Source organism: Pseudoalteromonas rhizosphaerae (assembly GCF_902498845.1).
Classification (GTDB): Bacteria; Pseudomonadota; Gammaproteobacteria; order Enterobacterales; family Alteromonadaceae; genus Pseudoalteromonas; species Pseudoalteromonas rhizosphaerae.
Genome location: NZ_CABVLM010000004.1, coordinates 359,906 through 374,631, shown reverse-complemented (window position 1 = coordinate 374,631; position 14,726 = coordinate 359,906). Strand labels below are relative to the sequence as shown.

Genomic DNA, 14,726 nt, shown 5'->3' with positions numbered 1-14,726 from the left:
GTAATTTAGCGAGCTTAAGGGCATCACGTTTATCGGTTTTAATCTTCTCGCCTGGTTTTTTAGGAATAAGAGACGGGGCAACCACATAACAGCAATGGCCAAGGCTTGTGATTAATCTGTAAATCCAATAACCACAAGGGCCTGCTTCATAAACAAAGTGTAACGTTGCGCCAGGGTATTTAGATTCAAACTGACGAACAAGCTTTTGAACGGCAACTTTGGAAGAGGAAAATCGACCAAGGTGAACAGGTTGTGCACCTCTATGTTCTTCAATATAGGCGACTTCATTGAATTCTTTATGTGTATCAAGTCCGATAAAAAGTATGCTATGTTTATTCATGTTAGCCTCTGCTGTTTAGTTGATAGACAAACTAATTATGGCTCTGGCTTTGAATTAAGCTAACCCACGAAAAGCGGAGGCTAACACCGTGTGGGAGTCATTATGTCTATGCGCCAAAAGAGTGTCTGGGATGATTTTTAGAAAAAAGGAAAAGTTAACTGCTCTCAAACTCTATTCTATTGGAGCCGATCAAAGTGGAATTCACCGCCCGAATTTAGTAGATCTGCTACTAGACTTTTTTAGTTCTAAATTCGGAGAGCTGCCTAGTAGCTTTGTGATACACGGGCCTTATGGTATTCCCAAAGGACAGGATATCGGCATTAGAGCGTTTAAGAATAAACTTAAGTCAAAAGGCCACGACAAATACTATGCACTCCATGGAGAAACAGAATCAAAATTGGGTTTTGAAGTTCTCTTTGAAGCCAAAATCGGTAATGAGTCTTATAGTGAGCTAATAATATGGTTTAATCCTGATCTTTTTTCAGCCTCCTTAAAAGACGTCGCCGTAGAGTTCCAAACCTGCTTTTACACAAGTAGCGGTTTTGACATAGAGATAAACCCTCTAAAACAAACAGTCACAGAAGATAAAATTAATAGAACAATTTTCGGTGGAACAAGTATTGAGGTGTCTTATGAGAATAAGCAATGGATTAAGGGGTTTAAAAACGGAGCTTTCCGAAAGGCTGATGGTAAAAACCTATATAGTGACATACAGTTCAAAGAGGTTGTTAAACAAGAGCCAACAACTACTTTTAATAAATTGGGAAATTTAAACTATGTGGAATTTGGCGCATAATCGGGTAGCCGGAGGTCTCTAACCTACAGCCCCCACACCACACATCATGCGCTTTCTATTAGCAGGAAGTGCAATGGGCGGTTCATCTCCCGTAATGAGTATTGATCCAAATATCTCTCAATGACACTAACCCTTGTGAAGCTAAGTAATCACTGCCTAATGCAATGTTAATTCCTTTTGTTTTTGAGCTTCTACAAGTGCCTTCGCTTCCAAGCGCCTACTTTTGGTACTGGTGATACCACATGCTATGGCGAGTCTTTCACTAACACCCAATTTCATTAAACTGCGTACTTTATGCGTGCTATTCCTTTGTAAAGTGCGCAATTGCCGCCAGTAACACAAATTTATCCTGCGGCGGATCCAATGATCTAAATCCACCGTAAGCTGATAAGCGTTGGCAGACAGCAAGTAAGCTACATCGACAAATAAAGGTCAAAAAATACTGTGCAATATTAGAGTTAAAAGGCATGAATAAATTGACCTTGCACAGATAAACGAAAGTGAATACATTCAAAAATGCCAATTAAAATAATCCTAAGTCTTTTTATATTTTACATGAAAGTCAGTTGCCGATTGCAGCAAAATAGCAACTCGGCTATGGTTTAACCATCAAGGAATATAAATAAAAAACGAGTTAATCTACAGGCTCGTTAGAGGTAAAAATGAGTTTCGGTACATTTTATAAAGTTGAAAACGAAGTTCGGTCTGCTTTCGAAGGAAAGGTAGCGAAAAGCGAATGGTATGATGTTTTAGGAGAAATTGAGATTCAGAATTATGAATCTTGCGATGCTGAAGAATCAATACCCGGTTGGGTCTTAGCATTAAAGAACCAAGGTGAACCATTGAGTTTGTTATTCCAAGGGGAGCTCCGTGCAGAACCAAATGAATATGATGATCCCGACGTTGTATTTGTTGGCAAAGAAATGATCGCGTCAATTGTGACGGAGCTAGAAAACAAGTCGAAGCCATATTTTCAAGAGTTGCTCTATGAAGTGAATTGTTCGCCAGATTTTTGGCTGTTTGACTCAATGTTTAATTTTTTAAAGAGCGCAGCATCTAATAACAATGCTATCGTAATTATATGGGGTGGATAGTGAAACCTAAGTTAAATTAGCTGTTCTTTATAATGAAGACCAAACAAGAGACTACAACACATTTACGAGCTCAGAATTATTCAAAAAGGAAAGCTTTTGACTCCGATTAAAATATTTAGTTTGCAGCAGCATAAAAGCAAGTACGAAGATCGCCCTTTAAAGTCTTATTTATATGTTTGCGGTGACAAAACGGCACTGCAAGTCTCGGGTTATGAAATAGAAAAACAATTTGAGCTCGCTGATTATTATCTTCTTCTACTTAACTGGGACTGCCTATTTGAAGAAGGCTGTGAAGTTGTTATTTTAAATAAGCAGATTAAGCTAGTAGCGACTTATAGTTTTACGCCATTTTACAACAGCTTTCTATTAACTGATTTTAACGAGCTATCTAACAACTGTTATGAATTGATTTTTAATCAATTCGAGCGATTTGAGTTAACAATTAACTACCCGAAAAAGCAGTTATTAAGTAAAGTTATTAAGGTACGAAAATTTACCTAGTCTTTCTTTGTAGTAGTTAATTTTTAGGTTTATGATGAGCCTAGATTACATATGCAATTAAAGGGATAACAATGTTCAGGTTGTTTTATTTTTATACTTACCCTTAAACACTGTAATCCAGTAATCATTTGCTTTTATACCACCTCCTAGTTGCTTCCAAGGCTTTTACAGCGCAAGAGTGGCATACATTATATCGCGACGTTATTTTAATCGTTGGCTGGTTTCCGCAGTAGGTACATGGTTTAGTTAAGAGCTTACAGCCAGCTTTGAGCTGAGTTACGAGAAACGATGCGCAATTCTCACAAATATAGCCTTCTAACCCAGAAGCTGTGGGGCCGCCACATGTCGTGAGTTTAATAGCGCAAACCCTTGAACATGATCCCTCAAAAGTTAATTTCTGTTGTGCCATGAAATACCTTGTTATAAGTATTTACTCAAGAAGCTCTGAAGCATCTTCAATCAGAGCCCAGTCTTTCATATCTTGAACAAATTGGCGATTCTATCGTCGATGGAATATGCTCCGTATCTCAGTGGTGCCTAGCCTCTGAAAATGATTGGTTTAGCAATTGTAACGATGTACATCATAAAGAGCTTCTTGTATCAATAGCAGGTCACAGTGAAAGTCAGCTATGTTTAGACTACAGAAAAAATGGGAGAAATGGTGAGCCGGGTTTGACTGCATTTTTTGTTACTCAAGTATCAGCTGAAATAGACTCAATTGAAAGTATAACTAACTTAATTCATATTTTAATCAAGTTCAAATACACTCACAGCCCAGTAGAGTGATCTACTATGCGGTGCAGTTATTGTCTAATGAGATCGTGATGATAAAGAATAAACTTGAAGGGTTAATGTTATCGATAATCGATGACACTCGTATCGAGGATTTTTGTTTTACTGATAATTTCGTCATAGCAACTATCGGTATCAAAGATGGTCCAATTTATGCTCCAGTTTTAGATTATGAAATTACAGGCGATGAATCACTTATTATTGATAAAGACAGTTTTAATATTGAGTGGAAGCAAGTAGTATTTGAAGGCAACACTATCTCTGTAATTAGAAATAACAAGCCCGCACTATATCGCGTAGCTCCAGATAAAAAGCGATAGTTTTTGTATTGTTCAATTAAAATTTGAATACTTAATTACATCTTTTTTTAAATATGCAAAACACTGATCTGGTGTATGAGGCGTTAACCAAGATGGAAAAATTTCTAGTAAGACCTGGATATAAAACAGAAGAGCTTTTAATTGAATTTTTGGGAGACCATACGGGGCCTCAGTATCCTGATATACAAAAAATTCTCGTACAAGGATTAAAAGCTGAACCTGATCAACTTAAGTCTTTTGAACCAACTCAATACTCTTCTTTTGATATTGCTTCAATGGCCGTAGCTGCAGATGAGTTTCTGACCTTCTGGAAATATCCAAATGGAGAATATGAATTAGATGACGATAGATGGGCTTTGGCTTTTTTCATTCATGCCCCTAAAAATAATCTACAAGTAATAACAGATATTGAAGGTGTTTTATTGGCTAGTGGTAAGTTTATTAAAGAAGAGGTTGATTTTAGTCAATACAAATAATGCGTCATTCACTTACTAGCAGATTCAACTTTGAAGAACAAATCAGTAAGCTGCTAGTATATTCAGCCATTAATTTGGTTTGTGTATTATCGTTCGCGCACACCAAACTTTAAACTATTTATCATCGGCATTTTAGGCCGTTCATCAATAGGTTAAAGGTTAATTTTTCAGTTAGATTTATGGATAATAAAAACATGAAAAATATTATTAAATACTTTTTCACTTTAAGCATTTTACTATGCTCTACTTCGACTTTCTCAAAAGAAAACGATATTCAATTTAAATGGAAATTAACACAAATCATTGCTTCAGATACAAATACCATAAAAATTAAAGATGGTAACTTTGTCAAAATTGATGATGCGGGGATCCTTGAGATGATGAAAGAGTATGGTAACAGGTATCATCCTTATCACAGAGAAGGGAAAATATTACATGTAACCTCAGCTGGAGAGACAACTAAATGGGAAGTATTACTTGTAGATAAACATAATCTTCATCTTGATACACCAATTGGAACCTATATTTTAAAACGTTAAATCTTATATTTATAAGTAGCTTAGCTATTTTGCTTTTCACGCGCTAATTGATTCGGTAATAACTGCTCTACAATCTCTCTTGCTGGCAATGTATAACGAACACCATCAAACATAACAGATGTAAATTCATTAATGCTAGTAATACCTGTAAGGGTCCAACCTTCACCGCGCTTTGGGCAATACACTGTGGTTGTAGGTTGTATTACTTTAAATTCGTCATTCATAATTAGCTCAGTTATTAACTTGTATGGCGGGTATCTTAAGGGAATAATAGCGGGCTTTAAAGCCGTAATTTAATTTTATTTATGAACAATGAGTTTGCACTAAGTCGAATCACATTAAAGCCAATTAAGCATAGGGACTGTAGTGCGTTGTGGGCTATTTTGTCTGAGCCGTTAGTTGCTCAGTTTAATGACTATGCAGTGCCACTTACGCGTGATGACGTAAAACAACTGATCCAAGATGATATTACTGGCATGTATGAAGGAAATACGCTGCGCTTTGGAATGTACTTATTAAATACGTCGACCTTGATTGGCTGCATTGGTTTATATGATATTGAAGAAGATACTGCTTTGCTAGGTTTTGAGTTGTCACCAAATCATTGGGGGAATGGGTATATGTCTGAAGCATTAGCATTCATACTAACAAATATAACAGCCCTTGTTACGCAGTTAGGCAATGAGTTGAGCATTACTAATTTAAAGGCTAAAGTGGCGATAGAAAACACCCAAAGCCAGCAATTACTTCGCCGTTTTAAATTCACTCATGTAGCGAGTGAACAATGGGTGTATCAACTGTAAATCATACTTTGTTACATAACGGTAGTTTAATTAAAAATACAGGTAAAGATTGTTTTTTAAAACAATCTTTACCTGAAAGCTATGCTGCTATAAAAAAAACTAAATCGCACTGCAATCATAATTCTATTGAGTACAGCCGGCTTCATTGCATGCGCTATTGTCATTTATAAATATAACGCGCATTACACGTCAAATTTTAAAGACATCACTATTTACTCTAAGGAATTGGATGAAAGTAGGAAAGTGTTTATTCGTTTACCTAGCAATTATGAGCCAAATAAACGCTACTCCTTGATCATTAGAACCGACGGTAACTTTAATCTTACGCAGTGGGATTCTGTGATGGCTGAGCTACCAGCGCAGCAGGATACAATTTTGGTATCGATCCCCAATCAATTTTGGCTTTTATTGAAGCGTAACAAACTACAAAAGAACACATCATACTAAGTTTATTAATTAAGATAACTCTGCATAAGAGTTATTTTTAACTAAAAGCTATCAAAAGGAATTATGAGCTTGATAAATCAAAGTTAGTAATTCGATTAAACGTATCACAAGAGTTATGCTTATTTGGCTTTGGAGGGATCTTCATTGATACAACGATTTACTAATAGGGCAGTTACAGAGTTCTTAAAGTAATCAGGTTCAGGTCAAATAAAAATGCACTTAACCACATAGAAAAGCGCTATTACTTTAAGTTAAGCTTTTAACTTAAACAAAGGGTAAGTTAAAAGCTTAAATTTAATGCCCAAAGTGAAACACAGCGTGAAATAAGTTGTTGCTAAAGAATAGATATTTTGCTGGTGAGTTGGCGTAGCATTTTTTCAGGTTCTGGCGCAGGTTCATTTAACCCTGAAATAATGGTCATAAAATAACAATCTAACATCACACTTGCTTTTATATCGTCAAACTCTTGCTGTTCATTGAACAGCCGTTTTTTAAACTCACTCATTTGCTGTTCAAAAAAAGCTGCTTGCCAAATCATATCGCTTATCAATATTTTACTAAATTCAATGTTATTACAATAAAATTCAAACAACGGTAGGGCATAGTGACGTAACTTAAGCCTTGGTGCATGTTGGCGATCAGTTAAACTAGCCTGATGAATGATCGTATCTATTTGTTGCTGCATTCCTGCTTTTAGTAAGTCGATTTTATTTTCGAAATGACTAAACACAGTACCAACGGCCACATTAGCCGCTTTTGCAATTTCTCGTGTAGATGTATGAGCATAACCTTGCTCTAAGAATAACAGCCACGCCGAGGTAAGAATTTTATTGTAGGTTTGCGTTTTTTTATTCATTGTATATCAATTAATTATATTTAACTTGTGATAGTAAAGATGAAGTTACTTGAAAAAGTGACTGCGCTCAATTATATTTATGAGCACGCTCATTTAAACAAGGAACTTATATGAACTTTATCAAAAAAGTTATTGGTTACGGACTATTTATCCCATTTATTATTTTTTATTCTTACATGCTAGGACCATTACTTAAAGCAATTTTATTACCGGGGGGAATTTTAATGTTATGGATAATTTTAGGACCTAAGGAAGGTTATTTGGCTTTGACAAAAGCGTTTGCAACTAAAGGTAAAGCAAAAAAGTGTGATCGCAGCGGGTGCTAAATATTAGCAAAACAGGCTGATTAAATAATCAGCCTGTCAGTGTTCTAGTTATATGTTCTAGTTATAATGTGTAATGAAAACCAAATGCAATGCCATCATCTTCTGATAGACCCATTTGATATTCTTGCTCTTTATCGGCACTTGAAAAATCACTAAAGTCTTTACGTGCTTCAATGTAAAAAATCGTATCTTCGTCGAATAGATAGTGAAAGCCAAGTACTGTAAATTGACGTTTAAAGTTGTCATTAGGGTCGGCGTTAAAATTTGGTTGGATCACGTAATCTGTTCCAGCATCATAGACGTTATATGCAATGAAGGTACGAATGTCATTATCAAACTTATAAGATAATAAAGACTCTACCCCAATCGCGTCTTTGATCAGACGGCCTAAGTTATCGGTATCATGATTTTCATTTTTGTTGATATTTGCGGCAAAATAAAGGCCATCATTGTTGAAGTTACCCCAAGTAACGCCTGCGCCATAAATAAAATCATTAACAGACTGAATTCGTCCTGCTGCGTAATTTACGGTCAGTTCTCCGCGGTTAAACCCAGCAGAAAGTTTTAAGTCGTCGCTTACTGAATAGGTAACGGCTGCCCCATAGGTTGAATTAAATTCTACTTGTTGAGCAAGATCACTGCCATTTTCCCACAAAGTCTGACAAGCAGCTTCAGAAATGGCTTCGATATCGCAAGTATAAAAATCATTATTTTTAAATTGCACTTGTGTTGCAATACTAAAATCACCGAACGTATTACGATACTGCAATAACTTGTCACCGCGCCCGGTACCATTAATTGCACCATCGTCTTTGTTGTAAGTGTAAACACCGGCTGCATTGCCATCCCACACTAGGCTGTAATTAGTACTATAAACTACGTCGTACCAAGCACCCCATTGTTTACCAATTGTCACTTGTCCGTATTTTTCATGTGCTATACCTACATAACCAAGTCGGTTATATAAAAATTTATCTTGAATAGATTCAAAGCGGTTGTTATAGATAATATCGCTACTACCAACAGGGTTTACACCCCATTCTAATAAGGCTAAAGCTGACCACTGATCTTTTAGTTTGCGACTAAAATCAAAGCTAATCCGTGATGCACCATTAACTATTTCAGTTTGCCCTTGTGTGTGGATTATTCTGGCGTCAATAAAACCACCGATGGTTAAATTGTTTTTTCCGTCATCATAAACCTCAACAGCGTTTACGCTCGGTGCTATCAACGCGCTTGCGATGATGACCCCAATTAATTTTCTATTCATTTAATATTGCCTTGTGTGCTATTTATCATTGTCCTTTGGTCGCGCAGACTAACAAAGCTAAATTAATGGCTAAAGTGAAAAAATATCATCAAAAAATGATAGAGGAAATTTGAATTGTTAATTTATGTTCTTTTTGTGCGCAGCTACACAATACTAGCATAATAAATTGACCTAAATTAGCTTATTTCGATGGACAGCAGCTATAGCCCACAAAGCTAATAATTCATGGAAAAATAGGCCTATTTGGTTTACACTCCAGCCAATTTTATTTCTTTGATTTTCCCCGTTGGAGGGTAGCGCTATCATCAGTACAGCTAACATCACCATGCAATTTGGTGCTAAACCGTTATTTGAGAATATTTCAGCTAAATTTGGCGAAGGTAACCGCTATGGTTTAATTGGCGCAAATGGCTGTGGTAAATCAACATTTATGAAAATCTTAAGTGGGGAACTGGAGCCGTCAGCTGGTAATGTAAGTACTGATCCAAATGAACGTGTTGCTAAACTAAACCAAGACCAATTCGCTTACGAAGAATATTCAGTTATTGATACTGTGATAATGGGCCACAAAGAGCTGTGGGCAATTAAACAAGAGCGTGATCGAATCTATAGCTTGCCTGAAATGAGTGAAGAGGATGGCATGAAGGTTGCCGATCTTGAAACTGAGTTTGCTGAAATGGATGGCTATTCTGCAGAATCTAAAGCCGGCGAGCTACTAATGGGCGTAGGTATTGCAACTGATCAGCATTACGGTCCGATGTCAGAGATTGCTCCTGGTTTTAAACTGCGTGTGCTTCTTGCGCAAGTGTTATTTTCAGATCCAGATATCATGCTACTCGATGAGCCAACTAATAACTTGGATATTTATACTATCAAGTGGCTCGAAGATGTACTGAATCAACGTGATTGCACAATGATCATCATTTCCCATGACCGTCATTTCTTAAACTCTGTATGTACGCATATGGCTGATATTGACTATGGTGAATTGCGTATATACCCAGGTAACTATGACGAATATATGTTTGCAGCAACGCAAGCTCGTGAACGCTTATTAAGTGAAAATGCCAAGAAGAAAAATCAAATTGCCGAGCTACAACAGTTTGTTTCGCGTTTTTCAGCTAATGCATCTAAAGCAAAGCAAGCAACATCTCGTGCCAAGCGAATTGACAAGATTCAATTAGATGAAGTTAAAGCATCGTCACGTCAAACACCGTTCATTCGTTTTGAGCAAGAAAAACAGTTATTCCGTAATGCCCTTGAATTAACAAACTTAGGCCAAGGTTTTGACGATATGCTGTTCACTGGCCTTGAAGGCTTAGTTGAAGTAGGCGAGCGTATCGCTATCATCGGTGAAAATGGGGTTGGTAAAACAACACTATTAAATACTTTAGCAGGTCGTTTGGCACCGAAGCAAGGCGAGTTTAAATGGTCTGAAAACCATAATATCGGTTATTATGCGCAAGATCATGCTGATGAATTTGCCACCGATATGAACTTATTTCAGTGGATGGAGCAATGGCAGCAAGAAGGCGATGATGAACAAGTTGTTCGCAGTTTCTTAGGCCGTATGTTGTTCTCACAAAATGATATTAAAAAGTCTGTAAAAGTAATATCTGGTGGTGAGCAAGGCCGCATGCTATTTGGTAAGATTATGATGCATAAACCAAATATCCTATTAATGGATGAGCCAACGAACCACATGGACATGGAGTCAATAGAAGCATTAAACCTTGCGCTAGAAGCATATGAAGGTACGTTAATGTTTGTATCTCACGACCGTCAATTTGTATCCTCAGTTGCAACCCGTATTTGGGAGATCAAAGACGGCAAAATAATTGATTTCAGAGGTACTTACTCTGAATATTTAGCCAGTAAAGAAGGCTAAAGCTCAATTTACTTACTGCTCAAAAAGCCATGCTAGTCATGGCTTTTTTGTTACTCGATATTCGCAATTTAACAATTAATACGTGTATAATAACCGCCTTTAATGCGGACATAAGTCCGCTATAGGTATTAAAACCATTACTGAGGAGTATTTATGACTGTTGGCATTATTATGGGTTCCAAGTCAGATTGGCCAACTATGGAACATGCGGCGATCATGCTAGATAAATTTGGCATCGCTTACGAAACTAAAGTTGTATCGGCTCATCGTACTCCTCAACTACTCGCTGATTACGCAAGTTCAGCAGCAGAACGTGGTATTAAAGTAATTATTGCCGGTGCCGGTGGTGCAGCGCATTTACCAGGTATGGCCGCTGCTTTCACATCGTTACCAGTATTAGGTGTGCCGGTTAAGTCTAAAACGTTAAATGGCATTGATTCATTGCTGTCGATTTGCCAAATGCCAAAAGGTGTTGCGGTAGGTACATTAGCAATTGGTGAAGCTGGTGCTGCAAATGCGGGATTATTAGCTGCACAGATTTTAGGTTGTCAGCAACCGGAGATATTCGCCAAAGTTGAAGCGTTCCGTAAAGAACAAACCGAAACTATTTTAGCTAACCCAAATCCAGCAGAGTAATATGACTATTTTAATTTTAGGAGCCGGCCAATTAGCACGTATGATGTGTTTAGCTGGTGCGCCATTGAATTTAAATGTGGTTGCGTATGATGTTGGTAGTAAAAAAATTGTTCACCCATTAACTGGGCAAATCTATACTACAACGTTAGAGCAAGCCATTGTAGATGCTCATGCGATCACTGCTGAGTTTGAGCATATTCCTGATGATGTGCTAACGCTATGCTGTGCAAGCAAAAAGTTTTATCCGGGTAAAGCCGCGATTAAAACGGGTGGCGATCGCGCCCTAGAAAAAGCATTACTAAGTAAAACCGCGGTTAAGTGCGCACCATATCAGTTAATCACTGAAAAAGCCCATTTAGAACAAGCCGTTGCTAGCTTGGGTAAGCCATTAGTGATCAAAACCTGTCAAGCCGGTTACGATGGAAAAGGCCAGTGGCGTTTAAAATCAGATGATCAAATTGAGCAGATATGGTCACAAATGGCTGATTTTATTGCCTCCGGTACTGAATCCGCGCCACACACTATTATTGCCGAACAAATGATCCCATTTGATCGTGAAGTATCAATCATAGGTGTTCGCGATAAAAGTGGTAATACCGCTATTTACCCACTTACTGAAAACCAGCATACCAATGGTGTTTTAACCTTATCTATCGCCGGTAAAGAAAAATCTGTGATTCAACAACAAGCTGAAGATGCATTTAATAAATTGGCTAATGAGCTTGATTACGTTGGTGTATTGGCGATTGAGTTTTTCGATGTGGCAGGGCAGTTATTGGTCAATGAAATTGCTCCTCGGGTTCATAATTCTGGTCATTGGACCCAACAAGGCGCGCATTGTAGTCAATTTGAAAATCATATGCGTGCAGTCGCTGGGCTGCCATTAGGTAGCACACAATTGCAGCGTGTTACGGCAATGGTGAATGTGCTCGGACAAGCAGCGATCCCTCAGCAAGTACTAAGCATTGCTGAGGTTACGAGTCATTGGTATGGTAAAACAGCAAAGCCTGGTCGTAAAATGGGCCATATTAATGTATCTGCTGCGAACCTTCATGAGTTAGGTGAACGCTTAGCACAATTGTCGGAGTATCTTCCGGAGGAAGATTATCCCGGCGTATTAGCGGCCAGCACCGCGTTGATTTTAAATTAACTAAAAAAGCCGAGTTTATCTCGGCTTTTTACTTGAGGAATGGTTTTATGATTAGCGCTAAATACAGAACCGTGGTATTCGCTTTTTTCATGGCATTATTTATGTCTGGTTTTATGTCATTGGTAATTTCAATTTTTAATGTTGGTTTAATTGATAACATAGTTTCTATTTGGTTAGCGGCGTGGGCTTTTGCATTTTGTGTCGCATTTCCTACCGTAATTCTTGTAGCGCCAGTTGTGCATAAGCTCACTACAAAGATTGTGCGCTCGTAACGAAGGGATTATTTTGTCTGTGTCTGAACGGATTAAAAAGCCTCTATACCTGCTTTGTTTTGGCCTGTGTATCACCCCTTTAATTGGTGGTGGTAGTGCCCTAATTTGTGGCGCGATGTTTGCAATTTTGCTCGGTAATCCATTTGCAGAGCTATCCCAAAAGGCAAGTAAATGGATGCTCAAAGCCGCGGTGGTTGGCTTAGGTTTTGCTGTTGATTTTAATCAGGTGATTGAAGTTGGTCGCAGTTCGCTGGCACTGACCATAGTCAGTATTACAGCGATCATTGGTCTTGGTGAAATTTTAACGCAAGTCTTTAAATTAAATCGTAACACAGGTGTATTAATATCATTCGGTACGGCTATTTGTGGAGGCAGTGCGATTGCAGCAATGGCACCGGTAATTAAAGCTAAAGATCACGAAGTAGCGGTTGCACTTGGTGTAGTGTTTTTATTAAACGGTGTCGGTTTGCTACTATTTCCAACCATTGGTCATTACTTTAGTTTAAGCCAACACCAATTTGGTTTATGGGCAGCGTTAGCTATTCATGATACCAGCAGTGTAGTAGGGGCGTCAGCAGCTTATGGAGCTGTGGCACTAAGTATTGCTACAACAGTTAAGCTCACACGTGCGATGTGGATCATTCCCTACACTACGATTGCAGGTGTCTTTTGGCGCTCAGAAGAAAAGGCCAGCATTCCTTTATTTATTGTTGGCTTTTTAGCTGCTGCATTGATCAATACGTATTTACCTCAATTTACGGATCTCTGGCAGCTGATCAACACCGTAGCAAAGCAACTATTGGTAATGACTTTATTCTTAATTGGCAGTGGCTTATCACTGGCTGTATTAAAACAAGCAGGACTAAAGCCCTTTATAATGGCAATTATTTTATGGATAGTCGTAAGTAGTGTCATTTTGTTATTAATTTTAGATGGATATATCGTATGAAGAAGCAGTTTTCTATCGCCACATTAGCGTGCCTATTAATCAGTGGTTTTTCTAACTCAGCATTGGCCGCATCATCTTTACGTGTAGCCACGTTTAATGTGAGCATGGATGCAACAAATTATGCTGAAAATGATAAGGACGTTGATCCTAATGGCCTGGTAAATGCGTTACAAACAAATCATCCACAAATCAAAAATATTGCCGAGATCATTCAACGTATTCGCCCTGACATTTTATTATTAAATGAATTTGATTATGTCAGCAAAGCGCAAGGCATTGATTATTTTAAAACGCACTACCTTGCTAAAAGCCAAAATAAACAGCCCGCTATAGATTATCCGTACAGCTATGTAGGCCCAGTAAACACAGGTTTGAAAACGCCATTTGATCTAGATAATGACGGCCAAGCAACTGGTATTAAAGGGGATGCATTTGGTTTTGGCTTTTTTGAAGGCCATTATGGTATGGCCGTTTTATCTCGCTACCCAATTGATTTTGATAAAATTCGTACCTTACAAACCTTTAAATACAAAGACATGCCAGATGCTAAAATGCCTATTGATCCAACTACAGGTGAAAATTGGTATAACAACGAAGAATGGCAAGCTTTGAGACTCAGTTCAAAATCGTTTTGGGATATTCCGGTTACTGTAAAAGGTAAAACGCTGCACGTTATTGCATCGCACCCAACGCCTCCTGTATTTGATGGTGCTGAAGATAGAAACGGCTTACGTAATCATGATGAAGTACGTTTGATTAAAGATTATATCGCCAGCGCAGATTACCTCTATGACGATCATGGTGTCAAAGGCGGGTTAGCTGAAAAATCACGATTTGTTATAGTCGGAGATTTAAATGCGGCTCCTGAAGGAGATAAAAAACGCCCAGAAACAACGGATCAACTTTTAAAAAATCCATTAATAAACAGCAAATTTACACCAACCAGTAAGGGCGCTAAAACCAGCTACAGTGAAAAGTATGCAGCGGCTTACACTGCAAACTGGCAAGCTCGTGCAGATTATGTTTTGCCTTCAAGTTATGGCATTGAAGTCCATGATGGTGGGGTATTTTGGCCAACTAAAAGTAGCGAGTTGTACCGGTTAATTAAAGATCGTAATGCATCGTCAGATCATCGCATGGTGTGGTTAGATATTTCTATAAAGTAACTTGGTTATTAAACAGCAAAGTTTGGCTGTTTGTCTGAAATAATTGCTATTACATAGGTGCTTCTGCTTAAATTGGGGGAATTACAATAACCTTACAGAAGCCCT

Annotated in this window: 19 protein-coding genes; 15 read left to right on the top strand and 4 right to left on the bottom strand. The window is 38.0% G+C overall.

Annotation, left to right across the window (positions count from 1 at the left end):
* On the bottom strand, positions 1 to 340 hold a 340-nt coding region (locus tag PSR9079_RS08790; RefSeq protein WP_149980939.1), incomplete at its 3' end, for an IS110 family transposase.
* A 130-nt stretch (positions 341 to 470) separates the two neighbouring features.
* Between PSR9079_RS08790 and PSR9079_RS08785 the strand changes: the two genes are divergently transcribed.
* The 6 genes from PSR9079_RS08785 to PSR9079_RS08755 all read left to right on the top strand — a co-directional run bounded on the left by PSR9079_RS08785 (position 471) and on the right by PSR9079_RS08755 (position 4,858).
* Entirely contained in the window at positions 471 to 1,136 is a 666-nt protein-coding gene (locus PSR9079_RS08785) for a hypothetical protein (RefSeq protein WP_149981179.1), read from the top strand.
* A gap of 662 nt (positions 1,137 to 1,798) precedes the next feature.
* Positions 1,799 to 2,230 (top strand): hypothetical protein, encoded by a 432-nt coding sequence (locus PSR9079_RS08775; RefSeq protein WP_149981178.1) that lies wholly within the window; start codon positions 1,799 to 1,801, stop codon positions 2,228 to 2,230.
* A 96-nt stretch (positions 2,231 to 2,326) separates the two neighbouring features.
* Positions 2,327 to 2,731, top strand: coding sequence for a hypothetical protein (locus PSR9079_RS08770; protein WP_149981177.1), 405 nt, complete (start codon positions 2,327 to 2,329; stop codon positions 2,729 to 2,731).
* 824 nt (positions 2,732 to 3,555) lie between these two features.
* Positions 3,556 to 3,843, top strand: coding sequence for a hypothetical protein (locus PSR9079_RS08765; protein WP_149981176.1), 288 nt, complete (start codon positions 3,556 to 3,558; stop codon positions 3,841 to 3,843).
* A 92-nt stretch (positions 3,844 to 3,935) separates the two neighbouring features.
* Complete coding sequence (locus tag PSR9079_RS08760) at positions 3,936 to 4,319, top strand: hypothetical protein (protein WP_149981175.1); 384 nt, start codon at positions 3,936 to 3,938, stop codon at positions 4,317 to 4,319.
* A gap of 194 nt (positions 4,320 to 4,513) precedes the next feature.
* Complete coding sequence (locus PSR9079_RS08755) at positions 4,514 to 4,858, top strand: hypothetical protein (protein WP_149981174.1); 345 nt, start codon at positions 4,514 to 4,516, stop codon at positions 4,856 to 4,858.
* 20 nt (positions 4,859 to 4,878) lie between these two features.
* Here the strand turns inward: PSR9079_RS08755 and PSR9079_RS08750 are convergent, their stop codons facing one another.
* The gene (locus PSR9079_RS08750; RefSeq protein WP_149981173.1) at positions 4,879 to 5,082 is read right to left on the bottom strand and encodes a hypothetical protein; all 204 of its coding nucleotides are present in this window, start codon (positions 5,080 to 5,082) and stop codon (positions 4,879 to 4,881) included.
* Positions 5,083 to 5,163: 81 nt separating this feature from the next.
* Here PSR9079_RS08750 and PSR9079_RS08745 point away from each other — a divergent pair, with 81 nt between their 5' ends.
* Both PSR9079_RS08745 and PSR9079_RS24245 read left to right on the top strand, forming a co-directional pair.
* Positions 5,164 to 5,661: a GNAT family N-acetyltransferase gene (locus tag PSR9079_RS08745; protein ID WP_149981172.1), complete on the top strand. Its 498-nt coding sequence runs from the start codon at positions 5,164 to 5,166 to the stop codon at positions 5,659 to 5,661.
* A 126-nt stretch (positions 5,662 to 5,787) separates the two neighbouring features.
* A complete protein-coding gene (locus PSR9079_RS24245) occupies positions 5,788 to 6,108 on the top strand; it encodes an alpha/beta hydrolase-fold protein (RefSeq protein ID WP_425468852.1) in 321 nt (106 codons plus the stop codon).
* A 334-nt stretch (positions 6,109 to 6,442) separates the two neighbouring features.
* Here the strand turns inward: PSR9079_RS24245 and PSR9079_RS08735 are convergent, their stop codons facing one another.
* Positions 6,443 to 6,964 carry a TetR/AcrR family transcriptional regulator gene (locus tag PSR9079_RS08735; RefSeq protein WP_149981170.1) on the bottom strand — a complete coding sequence of 174 codons (522 nt, stop codon included), beginning with the start codon at positions 6,962 to 6,964 and terminating at the stop codon, positions 6,443 to 6,445.
* A 110-nt stretch (positions 6,965 to 7,074) separates the two neighbouring features.
* Between PSR9079_RS08735 and PSR9079_RS08730 the strand changes: the two genes are divergently transcribed.
* The gene (locus PSR9079_RS08730; protein WP_149981169.1) at positions 7,075 to 7,290 is read left to right on the top strand and encodes a hypothetical protein; all 216 of its coding nucleotides are present in this window, start codon (positions 7,075 to 7,077) and stop codon (positions 7,288 to 7,290) included.
* A 61-nt stretch (positions 7,291 to 7,351) separates the two neighbouring features.
* Here the strand turns inward: PSR9079_RS08730 and PSR9079_RS08725 are convergent, their stop codons facing one another.
* The gene (locus PSR9079_RS08725; RefSeq protein WP_149981168.1) at positions 7,352 to 8,560 is read right to left on the bottom strand and encodes a porin; all 1,209 of its coding nucleotides are present in this window, start codon (positions 8,558 to 8,560) and stop codon (positions 7,352 to 7,354) included.
* A gap of 301 nt (positions 8,561 to 8,861) precedes the next feature.
* On the opposite strand from PSR9079_RS08725, the gene PSR9079_RS08720 reads away from it, so the two are divergent.
* From PSR9079_RS08720 to PSR9079_RS08695, 6 genes are all read left to right on the top strand, one after another.
* Positions 8,862 to 10,448, top strand: a complete 1,587-nt coding sequence (locus PSR9079_RS08720; protein ID WP_145233417.1) for an ABC-F family ATPase — start codon at positions 8,862 to 8,864, stop codon at positions 10,446 to 10,448.
* Positions 10,449 to 10,601: 153 nt separating this feature from the next.
* On the top strand, positions 10,602 to 11,084 hold the full coding sequence (purE, locus tag PSR9079_RS08715) for a 5-(carboxyamino)imidazole ribonucleotide mutase (protein ID WP_145233343.1): 483 nt from the start codon (positions 10,602 to 10,604) through the stop codon (positions 11,082 to 11,084).
* 1 nt (position 11,085) lies between these two features.
* Complete coding sequence (locus PSR9079_RS08710) at positions 11,086 to 12,234, top strand: 5-(carboxyamino)imidazole ribonucleotide synthase (RefSeq protein WP_149981167.1); 1,149 nt, start codon at positions 11,086 to 11,088, stop codon at positions 12,232 to 12,234.
* A 47-nt stretch (positions 12,235 to 12,281) separates the two neighbouring features.
* Positions 12,282 to 12,506 (top strand): DUF2798 domain-containing protein, encoded by a 225-nt coding sequence (locus tag PSR9079_RS08705; RefSeq protein ID WP_145233348.1) that lies wholly within the window; start codon positions 12,282 to 12,284, stop codon positions 12,504 to 12,506.
* 19 nt (positions 12,507 to 12,525) lie between these two features.
* Positions 12,526 to 13,455, top strand: coding sequence for a YeiH family protein (locus PSR9079_RS08700; protein WP_149981166.1), 930 nt, complete (start codon positions 12,526 to 12,528; stop codon positions 13,453 to 13,455).
* Positions 13,452 to 14,621 (top strand): endonuclease/exonuclease/phosphatase family protein, encoded by a 1,170-nt coding sequence (locus PSR9079_RS08695; RefSeq protein WP_149981165.1) that lies wholly within the window; start codon positions 13,452 to 13,454, stop codon positions 14,619 to 14,621. The genes PSR9079_RS08700 and PSR9079_RS08695 overlap by 4 nt, the downstream gene beginning before the upstream one ends.
* The last annotated feature ends 105 nt before the right edge of the window (positions 14,622 to 14,726 follow it).